Annotated in this window: 17 protein-coding genes; 4 read left to right on the top strand and 13 right to left on the bottom strand. The window is 56.5% G+C overall.

The annotated features are described in order from the left end of the window. The first annotated feature begins 45 nt into the window (after nucleotides 1–45). Complete coding sequence (locus WA429_RS14080) at nucleotides 46–528, top strand: CHAP domain-containing protein (protein ID WP_233433073.1); 483 nt, start codon at nucleotides 46–48, stop codon at nucleotides 526–528. 143 nt (nucleotides 529–671) lie between these two features. Here the strand turns inward: WA429_RS14080 and bioB are convergent, their stop codons facing one another. From bioB to WA429_RS14145, 13 genes are all read right to left on the bottom strand, one after another. Continuing rightward, complete coding sequence (gene bioB, locus WA429_RS14085; protein WP_443082686.1) at nucleotides 672–1691, bottom strand: biotin synthase BioB; 1020 nt, start codon at nucleotides 1689–1691, stop codon at nucleotides 672–674. Beyond that, nucleotides 1678–2259, bottom strand: coding sequence for a biotin transporter BioY (locus tag WA429_RS14090; protein ID WP_287464634.1), 582 nt, complete (start codon nucleotides 2257–2259; stop codon nucleotides 1678–1680). Before WA429_RS14090 ends, bioB begins: the two co-directional genes overlap by 14 nt. A gap of 268 nt (nucleotides 2260–2527) precedes the next feature. Then, complete coding sequence (locus WA429_RS14095; RefSeq protein ID WP_114112376.1) at nucleotides 2528–3178, bottom strand: GntR family transcriptional regulator; 651 nt, start codon at nucleotides 3176–3178, stop codon at nucleotides 2528–2530. Between the two features lie 153 nt (nucleotides 3179–3331). Then, nucleotides 3332–4081, bottom strand: coding sequence for a proteasome-type protease (locus tag WA429_RS14100; RefSeq protein WP_114112182.1), 750 nt, complete (start codon nucleotides 4079–4081; stop codon nucleotides 3332–3334). 16 nt (nucleotides 4082–4097) lie between these two features. Beyond that, nucleotides 4098–4916: a transglutaminase family protein gene (locus WA429_RS14105; RefSeq protein WP_287464636.1), complete on the bottom strand. Its 819-nt coding sequence runs from the start codon at nucleotides 4914–4916 to the stop codon at nucleotides 4098–4100. A 1-nt stretch (nucleotide 4917) separates the two neighbouring features. Beyond that, the gene (locus tag WA429_RS14110) at nucleotides 4918–5865 is read right to left on the bottom strand and encodes an alpha-E domain-containing protein (RefSeq protein ID WP_101246790.1); all 948 of its coding nucleotides are present in this window, start codon (nucleotides 5863–5865) and stop codon (nucleotides 4918–4920) included. 19 nt (nucleotides 5866–5884) lie between these two features. Further along, nucleotides 5885–7288 carry a circularly permuted type 2 ATP-grasp protein gene (locus tag WA429_RS14115; RefSeq protein ID WP_101246791.1) on the bottom strand — a complete coding sequence of 468 codons (1404 nt, stop codon included), beginning with the start codon at nucleotides 7286–7288 and terminating at the stop codon, nucleotides 5885–5887. Between the two features lie 175 nt (nucleotides 7289–7463). After that, the gene (gene cobM / locus WA429_RS14120; protein WP_101246792.1) at nucleotides 7464–8225 is read right to left on the bottom strand and encodes a precorrin-4 C(11)-methyltransferase; all 762 of its coding nucleotides are present in this window, start codon (nucleotides 8223–8225) and stop codon (nucleotides 7464–7466) included. Beyond that, the gene (gene cobJ / locus WA429_RS14125) at nucleotides 8225–10150 is read right to left on the bottom strand and encodes a precorrin-3B C(17)-methyltransferase (RefSeq protein ID WP_336107516.1); all 1926 of its coding nucleotides are present in this window, start codon (nucleotides 10148–10150) and stop codon (nucleotides 8225–8227) included. The genes cobM and cobJ overlap by 1 nt, the downstream gene beginning before the upstream one ends. Beyond that, the gene (cobI, locus tag WA429_RS14130) at nucleotides 10147–10887 is read right to left on the bottom strand and encodes a precorrin-2 C(20)-methyltransferase (protein WP_287464639.1); all 741 of its coding nucleotides are present in this window, start codon (nucleotides 10885–10887) and stop codon (nucleotides 10147–10149) included. Before cobI ends, cobJ begins: the two co-directional genes overlap by 4 nt. After that, complete coding sequence (gene cbiE / locus WA429_RS14135; RefSeq protein WP_287464641.1) at nucleotides 10884–12137, bottom strand: precorrin-6y C5,15-methyltransferase (decarboxylating) subunit CbiE; 1254 nt, start codon at nucleotides 12135–12137, stop codon at nucleotides 10884–10886. Before cbiE ends, cobI begins: the two co-directional genes overlap by 4 nt. Next, nucleotides 12134–12817, bottom strand: a complete 684-nt coding sequence (locus WA429_RS14140) for a precorrin-8X methylmutase (protein WP_287464642.1) — start codon at nucleotides 12815–12817, stop codon at nucleotides 12134–12136. Before WA429_RS14140 ends, cbiE begins: the two co-directional genes overlap by 4 nt. Before the next feature lie 33 nt (nucleotides 12818–12850). Next, nucleotides 12851–13906, bottom strand: coding sequence for a sirohydrochlorin chelatase (locus WA429_RS14145; RefSeq protein WP_287464644.1), 1056 nt, complete (start codon nucleotides 13904–13906; stop codon nucleotides 12851–12853). Nucleotides 13907–13946: 40 nt separating this feature from the next. Between WA429_RS14145 and WA429_RS14150 the strand changes: the two genes are divergently transcribed. The 3 genes from WA429_RS14150 to WA429_RS14160 are packed head-to-tail and all read left to right on the top strand — an operon-like array spanning nucleotide 13947 to nucleotide 15932. Continuing rightward, on the top strand, nucleotides 13947–14177 hold the full coding sequence (locus WA429_RS14150) for a hypothetical protein (protein ID WP_287464645.1): 231 nt from the start codon (nucleotides 13947–13949) through the stop codon (nucleotides 14175–14177). Between the two features lie 55 nt (nucleotides 14178–14232). After that, nucleotides 14233–15309: an adenosylcobinamide-phosphate synthase CbiB gene (cbiB, locus tag WA429_RS14155; RefSeq protein WP_287464646.1), complete on the top strand. Its 1077-nt coding sequence runs from the start codon at nucleotides 14233–14235 to the stop codon at nucleotides 15307–15309. 53 nt (nucleotides 15310–15362) lie between these two features. After that, the gene (locus WA429_RS14160; protein ID WP_287464647.1) at nucleotides 15363–15932 is read left to right on the top strand and encodes a nucleotidyltransferase family protein; all 570 of its coding nucleotides are present in this window, start codon (nucleotides 15363–15365) and stop codon (nucleotides 15930–15932) included. Nucleotides 15933–15934: the final 2 nt, after the last annotated feature.

Here is a 15934-nt window from a genome sequence, read left to right on the forward strand (position 1 = left end):
GCGTGTTTCAGCACGGGCAATTCCGCAACCCAGTCAACCGGCCCCATGCCAAGCGATACGGTCAAAGTGCTTGCCAGCGTCGATGTGCCAAGCTCGCGGCTTAATTCTTTTGCGCCGACCAACAAATTCCTGCAATGCGTACCCTATGCCCGCGAAGTTTCCGGGATCGAGATTTATGGTGATGCATGGACATGGTGGGCACAGGCCGGCAAACAGAATTTCCAGCGTGGCAATCGCCCGCAAGTCGGTGCTGTTCTGGCCCTGCGCAAGACGTCGCGTTTGAAGCTTGGCCATGTTGCGGTGGTTTCGGCAATTCTTGATAACCGCAAGATTCTGGTCAATCACGCCAACTGGGGCAGTGATTCGCGCACCCGCGGCAAGGTCCATTACCGTCAGCCGGTGGTCGATGTTTCGCCCAACAATGACTGGTCGGAAGTCCGCATGATGAATACGCTTGGCACATTTGGCAGTGTCTATCCCGCGCATGGCTTTATCTATCAGCCGCAAGAAACTGCGCAGGCCAACTAAACCATTTCTAAGTCAGCATTCCGCAAACAGAAATGGCGAAGCTCCCGCAGATAGAGAGCTTCGCCAGTTGGAAGCGTGCGCTTGGCACGCTCTGAACCCGTGCGGGCGGCACGGATTCGGGGGTTGAACGTGTGTTTTGTCGCTCAGGCTGCGATGGGGCCAAGGGCGGCAAACAATGCGCTGTCGCTGTTTTCTTCCGGGTTTGGCGTGGTCAGAAGCTTCTCGCCGTAAAACACCGAATTGGCCCCGGCCATTAGACACATGATCTGGGCTTCGCGGTTCAGTTCCGTGCGTCCGGCCGACAGCCGCACCATTGATGTCGGCATGGTAATGCGGGCCGTTGCCACCATGCGCACCAGCTCCAGCGGATCAATCGGATCACGCCCGGCAAGCGGCGTTCCGGCCACCGGCACCAGCGCATTGATCGGCACGCTTTCCGGATGGGGATCAAATCCGGCTAGGACCGCAAGCATCGATGCCCGATCGCGGATGGTTTCACCCATGCCAATGATCCCGCCACAGCACAGATCAATGCCGTGCGACCGAACCGCAGAAAGCGTATCAAGCCGATCCTGATAGGTCCGGGTGGTGATGATTTTTCCGTAAAATTCCGGGCTGGTATCAAGATTATGGTTATAGGCCGTCAGTCCGGCGTCCTTCAGTTGCTTGGCGTGATGGGGTTCAAGCATGCCAAGGGTAACGCAGGCCTCCAGTCCCAGTGCATCAACTCCGCGCACCATTTCAAGAACCGCGTCAAATGCCGCCCCGTCGCGCACACGCCGCCACGCCGCCCCCATGCAGAACCGATCAGCCCCGGCAGCCTTGGCGCGCTTGGCCATGTCAATGACCGATGCCGGATCAAGAAGCTGTTCCTTGCCCAGTTTGACCTCGCGATGGTGGGCCGATTGCGGGCAATAGGCGCAATCTTCGGGGCAACCACCGGTCTTGATTGAAAGCAGGCTGGCCTTTTGCACATGTGACGGATCGTGATGGGCGCGGTGCACGGCATTGGCCTGCCCGACCAGATCCAGAAGCGGACTGCGATAGATCGCCTCGATCTCCTCGACGGTCCAGTCATGACGAATGGTGCCCGTGGCGGGCGAAACCATATCGGGTTGGGGCATATCGGATTGCGCGACCGTCATCGGATCAGCCTGCCACATTGCGGTTTTTCAGGCGGTTTATCGCCGCAAAACTCAGTGCAACCAGCGCGATCTTGATCGTGTCACCCAGAATGAACGGGGTAAAACCAAGTGCCAGAACCTTTTCTGATGGAACAAAGGCCGAAAGCCCCGCCAGTCCCAGCAGGTAAACCGGCACCATGCCCGCCATCATGACAACAAAGCGCCCAAATGCCACGCGGCCGCGCGCCAATGCCCCGACCAACCCGGCCGCAACAAGGTAACCGGCCAGATATCCACCCGTCGGCCCCATCATATAGGCAATGCCGATGCCGCGTTCGGGTGTCCCTGCAAAAACCGGAAGCCCCACGGCCCCGGCGGCAAGATAGGTCAGCATGGTGGCAACTGCGATGCGGGGGCCCGTGGCAAGGGCGATTGCCATGATCGCCATGGTTTGCAGCGTCATCGGGACTGGCCAGAACGGAACCGTGGTCTTGGCGCTTGCCGTGATCAGGGCCACACCGGCCAAAACCGCAACGCTGTTTTTGACGGCTTTGAAAACCGGATTGTCGATCGCAGCAGGGCTGTCGGGGGTAACAGGATGGACCATGATGACGGGTTCCTTCGGCGGTTGTTTTATAATTATCTATAAAATTGAATCTGATCTATTAATTACGACGTCATCCGGGGTCAAAATCAATCCAAAAATCATCAAATCGCAGGATTTGGACAAGAATTCGGACAATCTTCGTTTAAATATCTGTAATTATTATGTAAAAATTATCTATAAAAATTGGAATTATAGACGCGCAAAGGCGATATCGGGGCGCAGCAGCACCCGATTGCCAATCATCAGACCAGAAATTTTGGATTTTTGATCAGATCGCCGACAATTTCCGGCTGTTTTTGCCGGGCTTGGTGCCGATCCATTTCACGTGCCGGGCAAGGGTCGCGGCAGCAACATCAAATTGATGTTCACGCAGGGCCCGCAAGATGGCGCGGTGATCCTGATCGGTCGGGGCTTCCCATTCCATCCGGAAGCCCGAAAACAGGAATCGCGCACTGGCGGCATGAAGATCATCGATGCTGGCCATCAGGCGCGGCATGTTGCACGGCGCAAGAATGATGCGATGGAAAGCCTTGTTGGCGTCTTCCCATTCGCGGACATCCCTGGCGTTTTCACCGGCCCGGTTGATGTCTTCGGCGGTATCCAGGATCGCACTGGTCAGGTTCGGAGCGGCATGGCGCAAGGCCAGAACTTCAAGTGATGCCCGCATTTCCGCGACTTCGCGGACCTCGGCAATATCAAAACTTGCGACCCGGACACCGCGCCTGGGTTCACTGACAACAAGACCCTGTGCCTCAAGCCTGCGGAATGCTTCGCGCACGGGGACGTGGCTTGCACCAAATTCCTCGGCAAAGTGATCCTGTCGCAACTTTGTGCCCGGTGCAATTTCACCGGCAATGATGCGATCGGCCAAGGCGCGGGTGATCCGCCCGGTAACGGTGGTGTCGGTCTTTTGGGTCATGATTTTATAGATAATTTGACCGGCGGGATTTGTCACTGGAAAGTTCGTGGCCGGGCCAAACAATCCAAACCGCAAACACGGCAAACCCGGTCGCGAAAAAGCCGGGTCATAATCGCCGGCCCGGCTTCGGGTTTGGCGGTATATGCGGACCGACTATTCGGCCGCCAGGTCGCAATGCTCGTCTGGCATATCGGCAAAGGCATCGCGCAGCGCGTTCGACCATGCATCGGAAAGTGCACGAAATCCCTGATCATCGGCTTCGATCCGACGCAGTTCGGAAAATGCACAGGTGTCATCGGGCAGGACGGCGAGATCAAGCGGCATGCCGACTGACAGGTTGGATCGTAACGTCGAATCCATCGACAGCAACACGGCCTTGACCCCGTCTTGAATCGGGGTTTCCGGGGTAATCACCCGATCAAGGATCGGCTTGCCGTATTTATGTTCGCCGATCTGCAAATAGGGCGTATCGGTGGTGGCTTCGATGAAGTTGCCCGCCGCATAGACCAGAAACAGGCGCTGTTCCCCGCCTTTGCGCTGCCCGCCGACCATGATGGATGCGGCACTGCTTTCGTGATGCTGCTCAAGCGTGTCGTGGTATTTGTTCTGAACCTTTTGCATTGCTTCGCCAAACAGTTCGGCAACGCGGAACATGCTGGGCGCACTCAGGATGCAGTTTCCCGGTTCGGTATTCGGGTCATCGATGGCCTCAAAAAGGGTGCTCATCACCGCTTGTGTGATGGCAAGGTTCCCGGCTGACAAGGCAACAATGGCGCGATCACCGGGCACTTCCCAGGTGAACATCTTGCGATAGCGCGAAATGTTATCAAGCCCCGCATTGGTCCGCGTATCGGAAAGGAAAACCATCCCTTCGTTCAGCATCAAACCGACACAATAGGTCATTTTCGTTTTGGCCCGGCTATTGTTGTGATTGCGCGATGATGACTGTTACATCCAAATTTTCGTTCGCGCCACCAGTATGTACACCCCGTATAGGTGTTGCCACCTGGCCATCAAGTCCAGCCCCGAGACGAATATAATAATCGGTCGGGCAGCACCGGTTTGCCGGGTCAAAACCGACCCATCCGAAGTCAGGAAGATACAATTCCGCCCAGGCGTGGGATGCCTCGTGCGGGTTGCCATCCTGATCGGCAAACAGATATCCCGACACATAACGTGCAGGAATGCCCAGATGCCGGGCAGCCGAAATCAGAACATGGGCGTGGTCCTGACAAACCCCCTTGCCGTCGGCCAATGCATCGGCGGCGGTTGTATGCACATGGGTTGAGCCCGGTGCATATTCGATGGCATCCGATATCGCCCCGGCCAGGGCATGCGCGCGATCAAGAAGCGGCACATCCTTGGTCTTTTTGGCGACCTTGTCGGCCAGTTTGTGGATGGCTGCACTGGATTTGGTCATTGGTGTGGTGCGCAGGAACACCCCCGGAAAGGCGCGTTCCTTGTGGCCGCGCAAAACACCGGCGGTGTCGGTTGTTTCCACTTCGCCGCGAACCACAATCTCGATTGCGTCGACCGGGCCGCCAGCGGTAAGCGTGCTGATGACATCGCCATTGCCATCGGTGAATTCCGATCCGATCACACATCCTTCGGCGGTGATTGACCAGTTCAGGATCTTTTGCCCGTCAAACTGCGCCGGGGTGAGTTTGAGGCTTTGCACGACGTGACGTGCGGGCATTTCATAGCGGTAATTGGTTCTGTGTTCGACCGTCAGGCGCATCTTATTGCCCCCCGAAATAATAGGCGTCGGCAATGGCATTGGACAGCGCACCATTGCGGGCCTGAAAATCATTGAGGAATTCATGCAGCCCGGTCGAAAAGATTTCGTCCATTTCGCTTTGGGTCAGAAGCGAATACATCTCGACCGCTTGCCCGTGCACCGGGTGGCGTTGGCCATAATGGCGCGCCAGCCGTTCCAGATGCTGGGTGATCTGTTCCGCACAATGGGCAAGGGACCGCGGACTGAACGGATTAAGGATCAAAAAATGCGCGATCCGGTGCGGTGAATAATCATCGCGATAAACCCAGTGGAAGGCACGCAGCGACGATGCCGCCCGCAAAACGGTCGTCCATTGATAGTTATCCACACCATCGCCGACCATGCTGGTTTCGGGCAGAAGCACGTAATATTTCACGTCCAGAAGGCGGGCGGTGTTATCGGCGCGTTCGATGAAAGTGCCCAGACGGATAAAATCATAGCCGTCATTGCGCAAAATGGTCGAATCCGTGGCCCCGCGAAACAGCGCGCCCTGCTTTTTGACCCAGTCGATGAATTCCGGCAGTTCATTCTTGGCCAGATTGTGCATCGACGGACGGCGAAGTTCCATCAGCGCGTTGTTCAGTGCTTCCCACATTTCTGCGGTAATCGCGGTACGCATGGCGCGTGCATTGGCGCGCGCATATTCAAAACAATTGATGATTGATGACGGGTTATCCCGATTGAAAATCAGGTAATTGGCGACTTCTTCCTGGCGCAACGGCGCATCGGGATCATATCCCGCCATGCAACCGGACGCCGAAAGGACCGATTCCCATTCGGACCGGTTGCCATCGCCAACAGCGGGCATCAGCGCCATGCGATAGCCCATCTCCATCAGGCGGGCCATGTTTTCGGCCCGTTCAACATATCTCGACAGCCAGAAAAGGTTGTCTGCAGTACGGCTAAGCATCTTTCAACCCTTTCCCTTGTTAATCGCTCATGATCCAGGTGTCCTTGACCCCGCCACCCTGTGACGAGTTCACGACAAGCGACCCTTCGCGCAACGCCACACGGGTCAACCCGCCGGGCGTCAGACGGATGTCATCACCGACAAGACAGAACGGTCGGAAATCGACATGGCGCGGCGCAATGCCGCTTTCAACAAAGGTCGGGCAGGCCGAAAGTGCCAATGTCGGCTGGGCGATGAAATCGCCCGGATCGGCCTTGATGCGTTCGGCATAGGCGGCCTGTTCGGCCTTGGTCGATGCGGGGCCAACCAGCATGCCATATCCGCCCGAACCGTGGACTTCCTTGACCACCAGTTCGCCGAGATGCTCAAGCACATATTTCAGGTCATCGGATTTGCCGCATTTCCAGGTCGGAACGTTATTAAGGATCGGTTCCTGCCCCAGATAGAAGCGGATCATGTCGGGCACATAGGTATAAACCGCCTTGTCATCGGCGACCCCGGCACCCGGTGCCGAGCAAATGGCAACCCCGCCTGAACGGTAAACATTCATCAGTCCCGGCACGCCAAGGACCGAGTCCGGTCGGAAGCACAGCGGATCGATATAGGCATCATCAATGCGGCGGTAAATCACATCCACCCGGGCCGGGCCACGGGTGGTGCGCATGTAAACGCGGTCTTCCGATACAAACAGATCCTGTCCTTCAACCAGTTCGACCCCCATCTGGTCGGCTAGGAAGGAATGTTCGTAATAGGCGCTGTTCATTGCGCCCGGTGTCAGGACAACAATATTGGGATCGCGGTCGCATTTGGGCGGTGCGATGCTTTTCAGCGTTTTGAGCAACATGTCCGGATAGCTTTCAACCGGCTCGATACGCAGGTTTTTGAAAAGCTCCGGGAACATCCGCATCATGATTTCGCGGTTTTCAAGCATGTAGGACACGCCGGACGGGGTTCGGCAGTTATCCTCAAGCACATAGAAATCTTCGGGTCCGGTGCGGACAATATCGACGCCGACGATGTGGCTATAGACCTTGCGCGGTGGATCGATCCCGATTACGGCCGGTTCAAAGGCGTCATTTTTAAACACCAGATCAGCGGGAATGATCCCGGCCTTGATGATTTCCGCATTGTGGTAAACGTCATAGAGAAACGTGTTGAGTGCCCGGGCGCGCTGTTTGACACCACGATCGAGCTTGCGCCATTCGCTTGATGTAAAAATGCGCGGGATCAGATCGAACGGGATTAACCGTTCCGGGTCACCGCCTTCGCCATAGACGGCAAAGGTGATGCCGATTTTGCGAAACAGCGTTTCAGCTTCAAGGCGCTTCTGTTCGAGGACCTCGGGGCCGTTTGCTTCCATCCAGTCAACCAGCGCGCGATAAGGTTCGCGAACCTGGTCGTCCATCGTCATCTCGTTGAACATGCATACTCCCCTTATTTACCTTTCGATTAAAGGCGTCCGGGGGTGGCATGGTCAAGGATGTTCAGGGTTGAAATGACATATTTTTCGGCAAAAATTTGTTGTGCTGAAAAAATAAACTCGGTGCTTGGGGTGTTTGGTCAAAAAACGGGCGGACTTGGCGTCCGCCCGGTCGGTGTCATGCCTTGGCCGGGCGCAGCACATGGGTATGGTCGGCGGCATAAAGCCGGGAATCGGTGAAATCCTTTCGTCCGAACACTTCACCGACCATGATAAGTGCCGTGCGGGTAATGCCGCTTCCTTTGACCTTGGCGCGGATGTCACCAAGGGTGCCAAAGATATATTGCTGATCGGGCCAGGTGGCGCGATAGGCAATCACCACCGGGCATTCTTCGCCGTAATGCGGGGTCAGATCACGCACCACATTGGCCAGGTTGTTAATCGACAGATGCACGGCAAGGGTGGCCCGTGCTTTGCCAAGTTCGGCAAGACTTTCGCCATCAGGCATCGCCGATGACCGCATGGCTGTACGGGTCAGGATCACGGTTTGCGAAATATCGGGCAGGGTCAATTCCGCACCGATTTCAGCCGCGACCGCGGCATAGGCCGACACACCCGGGGTGATGTCATAGGGAATGCCAAGATCATCAAGGCGACGGATCTGTTCGGCAATTGCCCCGTAAATCGACGGATCACCGGAATGCACACGTGCCACGTCCTGGCCCTTGGCATGGGCGGTTTCAATTTCGGCGATGATTTCATCAAGATGCATCGATGCGGTATCAATCACGCGTGCGCCTTCTGGTGCGCTTGTGACGATTTCTTCGGGCACCAGCGATCCGGCATAAAGACAGACCGGGCATTTTTCAATCAGACGCAAACCGCGTACGGTGATCAGGTCCGGGGCACCGGGGCCGGCGCCAATAAAATGAACAGTCATTATTCTGCCTTGTCGTTTTTCGAGGTGCTGAGAACCGGGGCTTTGGCGGCATCCGGACCCTTTTTGGCATAGCCACGCGGGGTATAAACCCATTCGTTTTCACCGCGCGTGATATGGCGGCTGTTGCTTGATCCGACCAGAACCGTGGTCAGCATATCCACCATGTCGACTTCAAGTTTCGAAAGCGGAACGACCGTGATTTCCTCGTCCGGGCGGCCCAGCTGACGGCCAAGAACCACCGGAGTATCGGCCGGTCGGTGTTCAAGCAGGATATCACGTGCAACGGCCAGCAAGTCGCGGCGGCGTTTGGATACCGGGTTATAGAAGGCAATGACAAAATCACCCTCGCCCGTGGCCTTAAGACGGCGCAGGATATCTTCACGCGGGGTCAAAAGATCCGAGAGCGAAATCGCACAGAAATCATGCCCCAGCGGCGCACCAATACGCGATGCCGCAGCCTGAAGGGCGGAAATGCCCGGGGAAACCTGGACCGCAACCCGGTTCCAGTCGGCGCGATCTTCGCGGTCCAGCAACTCGAACACCAGGGTGGCAAGCGCATAGATACCCGCATCCCCCGATCCGATCAGGGCAACATCCTTGCCGGTTGCAGCCAGTTCAAGGGCATGGCGCGCACGGGCTTCTTCGGCACCAAGGTCGGAATGGTGGCAATCCTTGCCATCAATCAGCGATCCCAGCAGATCAAGATACATCTGATAACCAACGATATCGGTTGCGCGCCCGATCAGGGCGGTGGCTTCCGGACTGCGCCAGCCGATCTGACCCGGGCCAATGCCGACAATCGACAATTTGCCCTGTGCCTTTCCAACCTGCTCGGGGATGATGTCATCCTGTGACAGGGCAATGGCACAGGTGGATTTCTTGGTTTTGTGCTTGGGCACGATCAGCTTGCCATTCGGGCCGACGGTGGCAAGGGCCGCACCCTCGGCAACGCCGTGACAGCCGGTTTCGGCAAATACGACGTCAGATGGCGTGACAAGACGTGGTGCTTCGGCCTCAAGGGTTTGGGCATCAAAGAACCGGGCCGGAACACCAAGACGACGGGCTAGTTCATGTACCGCTGCTTCGTCTGCCTTGAGATCAATCGAACTCACACAGGCGATGGCCTTCGGGCTCAGGCACTGACCGGCCAGTGTTTCCATGACAAGATCATAAAGATCATCAACCGGGCAGCCGCGTTCACAACCAACACCAAGGGCAAGAACCGGCGGGTGATAGGTGATGGCGGTTTCGGCACCATCACTGATTGCATCATCATCGGCGCCCTCGCGGGCGGTCGCAGTGATCAGTACGCTGCCATCCTCAGATTGGGAAATGGCACTGTTGGTCAGCCAGGCGCTTGATCCTGCTTCGACCTCAATCCGTGCCGACGCGCCAGCCAAAAGGGCGGCGGTGGCCGGTTTGACGGTTTCGGGCGTGCCCAGTTTCCAGCCCGCGGGCGGTTCATCAAGGGCAAGACCCAGCATCGCATCACCCGGCGTGGTGATTGCAGCATTGCCGCCAAGCCGTTCGGCCAGATCACGGGCAAGGCGGTTGCCGCCATGATGCCCGCCCAAAAGCGGGATAAAAGTATCACCGGCTTCGTCAACGGCAATGACGGCCGCATCTTGCCATTTACCGGCCAGAAGCGGCGCAAGCGCGCGGATCAGAATGCCGGCGGCACAGACGCCGATGATCACGTGATCAGATGAAAAAGTTTGTTGCAGATGCGCAATGGTATCATCAAAGGCAACATCGACATCCTTGACCGATACGCGGGTGCGCAGGCCATGGACGCTGGCACCCTGAAGGTTGCTGGCGATTTTGCGCGCGGTCGGAAGGGCGCGCTGCGTCAGGCAAATCACCGCTATCGGGGCAATCGGGTTGGTCGGCAATGCCGGGCTGTTCGAGCTGTTATGGGCGGTCATCGCCATGCGTCTCCGCGACGGTGGATCAGGATCATGGAAAAATACGGTGCCTTGGCATCAGCTGGAAGATCGGCCAGCGGCACCATTTTCTGGGTTTCAAGGGTGGCGCGTTCGATGTAGCGCGCCCGATCTGTCAGGCCAAGCTCGTTGATGACATCACGCACCTTGGCGAAATGACGGCCAAGCTTGATAATGGCAGCCGCATCGGTATTGGCAAGCTGGGTGCGCAGGCGATCTGCATCAAGCGGACCGGGGATGACTTGCAAAACGTCGTTCTTGGCGGCAAGCGGCGCGCCAAGCTGGGCGGCACAGGCCATCATGGAACTGACACCGGGCACGGTTTTGACCGGATATCCGGCCTCGGCCAGGCGACCAAACAGATACATGAAGCTGCCATAAAAGAACGGATCGCCTTCGCACAGCACGGCTACGGTTTTGCCCGCCGCCAGATATTCGCCAATCTCGATGGCGGCGGTGTCATAGATCGGGTCGGCGGGTTTGCCCATTTCGATGCGGATGGCAATTTCAATCCGGCCTTCGGGAATGTGCGGATCGACAATCTGGCGGGCCAGACTGACACCGTCTTCCAGGGCCGGATAGGCAATCACATCGGCCTGTTGCAGGATGTTATAGGCCTTAAGCGTGATCAGATCGGGCTCCCCCGGTCCGATGCCAAGCCCATAGGCGGTTCCGGCAACCGGAAGGTCGTTTGATGCGGGAAGATCCGCACTGCTCATGCTTTTACTCCGAGGTAATGGGTGACGGGGGCAAGGTTGCTCCAACCCCTGAAATTGCCGCGCGGAACCAATCGGGATACCGACAGGCGCGACAGCGTGCCACCGTTTTCATTATAAAATCGTAATAACTTTTCTTCGCCTTCAAGCGTCACCGTATTGGCTACCAGCCGCCCATGTGCAGGAAGCAGTTTCCAGCAGGCTTCAAGCAACCCGTTGCCGGTGATCCCGCCGCCAATAAAAATGGCGTCAGGCCTTGGCAAGCGGTCAGCAAAGGCGATTGCATCTTCAATCGTGCTTTGTTCAATGACCAGTCCCGGTACGCCCAGACGAAGCGCATTCTTTTTGATCATTGCACAACGTTCAGCGTCACGTTCAATCGCAACCGCCTTGCCCTGCAATCGCATCCATTCAATGGAAATCGAACCGCATCCGGCCCCCAGATCCCACAAAACGCCCCCGGCAAACGGCGCAAGAGAAGAAAGCGTTTGTGCACGGATTTCCGATTTGGTGATCATGCCATCATGAATGAATGCATCATCGGGCAAACCCGGTCCCATGGGTAACGGATTGGCTTTGGGACCCGCTTCAAGATCAATCATGATCAGGTTAAGCGGATCGACCGATTTGACATCAGGCATGGAAGTGGCGGTTGATTGCCAGGTACGTGCCGTCTGGGTGGTAATCCGTTCTTCGGGGCCGCCAAGGCGTTCGCAAATCGACATGCGGCTTTGATCAAAACCGGCTTCGCACAGCATGACCGCGACCAGTGCCGGGGTCGATCCGTCGGCACTTAGTGCAATCAGTTTGCCATGCGGGCGCAAATGGGCGCGCAGGGTCTCGGGATCCCGTCCATGCAGGGTAATCACATCGCATTCCGCCAATGGCCAGCCAAGCCGCGATGCGGCCAGTGAAATGCTTGATGGGGACGGGATTGCATATATCGGTTCGGGTCCGAAATATTTAATCAGCGTATTGCCAACCCCGAAATACATCGGATCGCCACTGGCCAGAACCACCGGGTTCTGATCGAGGCAGTCTTCGATCAGCGGCAGGTTGGCTTCAAATGGTGTGATCCATTTGTTCTGGGTTGCGGTGTTGGACCCGGGCAACATGGCGATATGGCGCGTACCGCCAAAAATGATGCTGGCATTTTCAATGATTTTGCGCGCCATCGGCGACAGGCCGTCATAGCCGTCTTCACCAATGCCGATTACTGTGATGCGCCCTTTAAGCGGGGATTGTTCATTCATGACAGGCCCGCCTTCTTGCGATCAAGGGTGCCATCGGGTGTCGTTTCATCATCGCGTGCCAGACGTGCCAATGCATTGACTGTGGCGGCGGTCACCGCACTGCCGCCAAACCGGCCGCGCAAGGTGACAAAGGGAATATCCCCGGCATGTTCGATCAGGGCATCCTTGCTTTCAGCCGCTCCGACAAATCCGACCGGCATGCCGATGATTGCGGCGGGCTTGGGCAGTCGGCCATTATGAATGGCTTCGAGCAGATGGAAAAGGGCGGTGGGCGCATTGCCGATCGCGATTATTGCGCCTTCGATATGATTGGCCCATGCCTCGACCGCGGCGGCAGACCGGGTGGTGCCAAGTTGGGCTGCAAGGCCGTGGGTATCACCATCATTCAAGGTGCACAAAACCGGGTTTTCTGCGGGTAAAAGGCGGGAAATGATGCCATGGCGGACCATTTCCGCATCACAAAGGACGGGTTTTCCTGTTCGTAATGCCTGTGTGGCGGCTCCACACAGATCACTACCAAAAGTAATCTGACCCGCCATTTCGACCATGCCACAGGCATGGATGATACGGATGGCAACAGGACGCTCGGTCTCTGAAAAGCGCGCAAGGTCTGCCTCGGCCTCAATCGTGGCAAAGCTTTTGGCATATATTTCCTGCGGATCACGCAGATAGTCAAACATTGCCGCGCCTTTCAGAACTCGGGGATCGACCGGTCAGGAACCGGTCGATTTGTTCGCATCACCATGATCATGGGAATGGTTGTGCCCATGGTCGTGATTATGGCTGTGATCGTGTGCGTGGTCATGACCGTGATCGTGGCTATGGCCGTGGTGGTGCCCGTGCCCATGATGGTGATGATGGCCGTGGCTATGACCATGGCTGTGCCCGTCGGTGCCGATCCCCATCACATGGTGGTGGTGGCCGACCTGCGGGGTGCCAACATCACCTTCAAAGCCGATGATCTGCTCGCGATATTTGCACAGCTGGCAGTTCATGTTGTTGTCGCCGGTGTCAATCTCGGCCAGGCGCTCGGCAAAGCTTTCAAGAACCATCGGGTGATCTTTAAGGTAACCGGCCTTGATGAATTCGACATCGCCGAACTCGGCTGCGACTTCGTCAGTGTGGGTATAGATACGGTCGATCAGGATACCCGCAAACAGGAAATAGGGGAAAACCACAACGCGTTTGTAGCCCAGTTTCATGGCTTCGCGCAGACCCGCATTGACGCGCGGATGGGCAACACCGGAATAGCTGATTTCGGTACGGCCAAATCCCATGCCTTCCTGAAGCATGCGGGCAACTTTATAAACGTTTGAATTGGCATCCGGGTCATTGGTGCCCCGCCCGACGACCATCAGAAGGGTTTCCTTGCGCGATACGCTGTCATCCGCATCGGCAAGGGCTTCTTCGATACGGTCTTTGGCCGCGATCAGGAGTTTGGGATCAATCGCCAGATCACGACCGAATTTGACATCGATATCTGGATTGTCATGGGCGAAATTGTTTACTTCGCTCGGTAGGTCATTTTTGACGTGGCCGGCGGCAAACAGCATACCCGGAAGGGCATAGATCTTTTTGTGGCCCATGGCTTTGAGCTTTTCAAAGCCGTCACGCAGGATCGGGTGCGCAAATTCGAGAAAGCCGCTTTCGACATCGTAGTCGGCCAGATGGGTCTGTTTCATCGTTTCAACCATGGCGTTGAACTGTGAAACCGCGCGTTCATCACGCGAACCGTGACCGCAAATCATTACTGCGCCTTTGGGGGACATAAAAGGCTGCTCCTTTGTCTCTCTTTTGGTGTTTTTCGCGATGACTTTTGCCATCGCGGTACCCGATGCCACCCCCGTTTTCACCGATTGGCCTGCGGAATGCAAGCGGCAGGTAACAGAAGAAATATCGAAGGCGGGATCAGAGGCGAAAATACTACTTATGGTGGGCGGGCGGGTCGTTGATATCGAATATCTTGTGGGGCGGTGTGGTCTTAGGGGGATGCATGCTGTTGTGACGATTAATCGTATGATAAAAATAAAAATCGTATGAATTTCTTCTATCAAATCGGGTCAGGCTTGGCAAATGATGGTGTCGCAACAGGGCCTTGTCCCGTGCCCGTGTCAATGGCATTGACGGTTTGCTGTACAGGTCGCACATTGCGCCGATGGAACCCGATCTTGCAGATTTTCTTATTCCGGCTTCCGGCTTTTCCGGACCACTTTTCACAATACTGGTGCTGGCGCTGGTGTTGGACGCGATCTTTGGCGATTTCCCATGGTTGTTTTCACGCATTTCCCATCCGGTGGTCTGGATTGGCAATCTGATTTCGTGGTTCGAAAAACGCCTTAATCGCAAGGGGCTTGGCAATGCGGACTTGATCCTGCGCGGCATGGTCACCAGCCTGGCGGTCATTTTCGTTGCAGCGGTGGCCGGTGGTGTAATCCAGATTCTGTCGGCCTTTGGCGGTGTTTTCTGGCTGTTCGAGATCCTTCTGGTGGCGATCCTGATCGCGCAAAAGGGCCTTTATCAACATGTCAAAGCGGTCTCGACAGCCCTTAAAACCGATGGACTTGCCGGCGGACGCAAGGCGGTTTCGATGATTGTTGGCCGTGACCCGGACAAGCTTGATGAAGCCGGTGTCAGCCGGGCTGCAATTGAAAGCTGTGCTGAAAATTTCTCGGACGGGGTGGTCGCGCCGCTTTTCTGGTATGCGGTCGCCGGGCCTGTTGGTATTTGCGCCTATAAGGCGATCAACACCCTTGATTCGATGATTGGTCACCGCAACGAACGGTATTTGTATTTTGGTCGGTTTGCGGCGCGGCTTGATGATGTTGCCAATTTTGTCCCGGCCCGGATTGCCGGGGGCGTGATTTGTCTGGCCGCCGTGCTTGATGCCAAGACCAGCGGTAAAGCTGCCTGGCAGACGCTTTGGCGTGATGCACGCAAACATAAATCCCCCAATGCCGGATGGCAGGAAGCAGCCTTTGCCGGCGCCCTTGATCTGGCTCTTGCCGGGCCACGTCAATATGGTGATGAAATCGTTGATGATCCCTATATCGGGTCTGGTCGGCGCGATGCCGGGGCAGCTGATATTGACCGGGCATTGTTGCTTTATATCGGGGCCTGTCTGATCAATGCGGCTTGGCCGGTTCTGATCAAGGCACTTTGGATCGGGTTATGAGTGCTGGTTGCGCGATTGATGCGTGCCCAAGGGGGCCGGAATTTTTAGCTGCCGTGCTTCAAAACCGTTTTAATGCCGAAATCCTTGACCGTACCGGATTGCTGGGCTTCACCGACTGGTGGCTTACGGCGGGGTGTCTGGCGCAGACCGTCTGGAACCTCAAAGCCGGAAAGGCGCCTGAAACCGGGATTGAGGATTATGATCTTTTTTATTTCGATCCCGACACAAGTTGGGGTGCGGAGGATCATTTAATTTCCAGATGCGCTGATCTGTTTTCGGATCTCCCGATCCGGATCGAGCTTCGAAACCAGGCCCGGGTACCGATCTGGTATCGCCAAAAGTTCGGTCTGGAATATGGGGCGGTTCAATCGGCAAGCGGCGGCATTGATCGCTTTGCCTATCAAACTACGGCGATCGGCCTTCGCAGGGAACTTGACGGCGATTACCGACTTTATGCGCCGTTCGGGGTAGAAGCTGCCCTTGACGGCCGGGTCATCCCGAACAAGGTGCTCCCCATCGCGTCAGTTTACGCTGCGAAAGTTGCCAGATGGAAAAACATCTGGCCGCATCTTGATGTCATGCCGTGGGCTAAGGGCGGCGATGCGGATATGGACGACGACTGAGC

It is taken from the genome of Thalassospira sp. CH_XMU1420-2 (assembly GCF_037029325.1).
GTDB lineage: Bacteria > Pseudomonadota > Alphaproteobacteria > Rhodospirillales > Thalassospiraceae > Thalassospira > Thalassospira povalilytica.

Coding starts and splice junctions, on each gene's coding strand:
- cobI (WP_287464639.1), bottom strand. CDS start 10,887: ATGAGCAGTGCGGATCTTCCCGCATCAAACGACCTTCCGGTTGCCGGA.
- WA429_RS14080 (WP_233433073.1), top strand. CDS start 46: ATGCCAAGCGATACGGTCAAAGTGCTTGCCAGCGTCGATGTGCCAAGC.
- WA429_RS14110 (WP_101246790.1), bottom strand. CDS start 5,865: ATGCTTAGCCGTACTGCAGACAACCTTTTCTGGCTGTCGAGATATGTT.
- WA429_RS14105 (WP_287464636.1), bottom strand. CDS start 4,916: ATGCGCCTGACGGTCGAACACAGAACCAATTACCGCTATGAAATGCCC.
- bioB (WP_443082686.1), bottom strand. CDS start 1,691: ATGTGGCAGGCTGATCCGATGACGGTCGCGCAATCCGATATGCCCCAA.
- WA429_RS14090 (WP_287464634.1), bottom strand. CDS start 2,259: ATGGTCCATCCTGTTACCCCCGACAGCCCTGCTGCGATCGACAATCCG.
- WA429_RS14150 (WP_287464645.1), top strand. CDS start 13,947: ATGACTTTTGCCATCGCGGTACCCGATGCCACCCCCGTTTTCACCGAT.
- WA429_RS14095 (WP_114112376.1), bottom strand. CDS start 3,178: ATGACCCAAAAGACCGACACCACCGTTACCGGGCGGATCACCCGCGCC.
- cobM (WP_101246792.1), bottom strand. CDS start 8,225: ATGACTGTTCATTTTATTGGCGCCGGCCCCGGTGCCCCGGACCTGATC.
- WA429_RS14100 (WP_114112182.1), bottom strand. CDS start 4,081: ATGACCTATTGTGTCGGTTTGATGCTGAACGAAGGGATGGTTTTCCTT.
- WA429_RS14145 (WP_287464644.1), bottom strand. CDS start 13,906: ATGTCCCCCAAAGGCGCAGTAATGATTTGCGGTCACGGTTCGCGTGAT.
- cbiE (WP_287464641.1), bottom strand. CDS start 12,137: ATGAATGAACAATCCCCGCTTAAAGGGCGCATCACAGTAATCGGCATT.
- WA429_RS14115 (WP_101246791.1), bottom strand. CDS start 7,288: ATGTTCAACGAGATGACGATGGACGACCAGGTTCGCGAACCTTATCGC.
- WA429_RS14140 (WP_287464642.1), bottom strand. CDS start 12,817: ATGTTTGACTATCTGCGTGATCCGCAGGAAATATATGCCAAAAGCTTT.
- cobJ (WP_336107516.1), bottom strand. CDS start 10,150: ATGACCGCCCATAACAGCTCGAACAGCCCGGCATTGCCGACCAACCCG.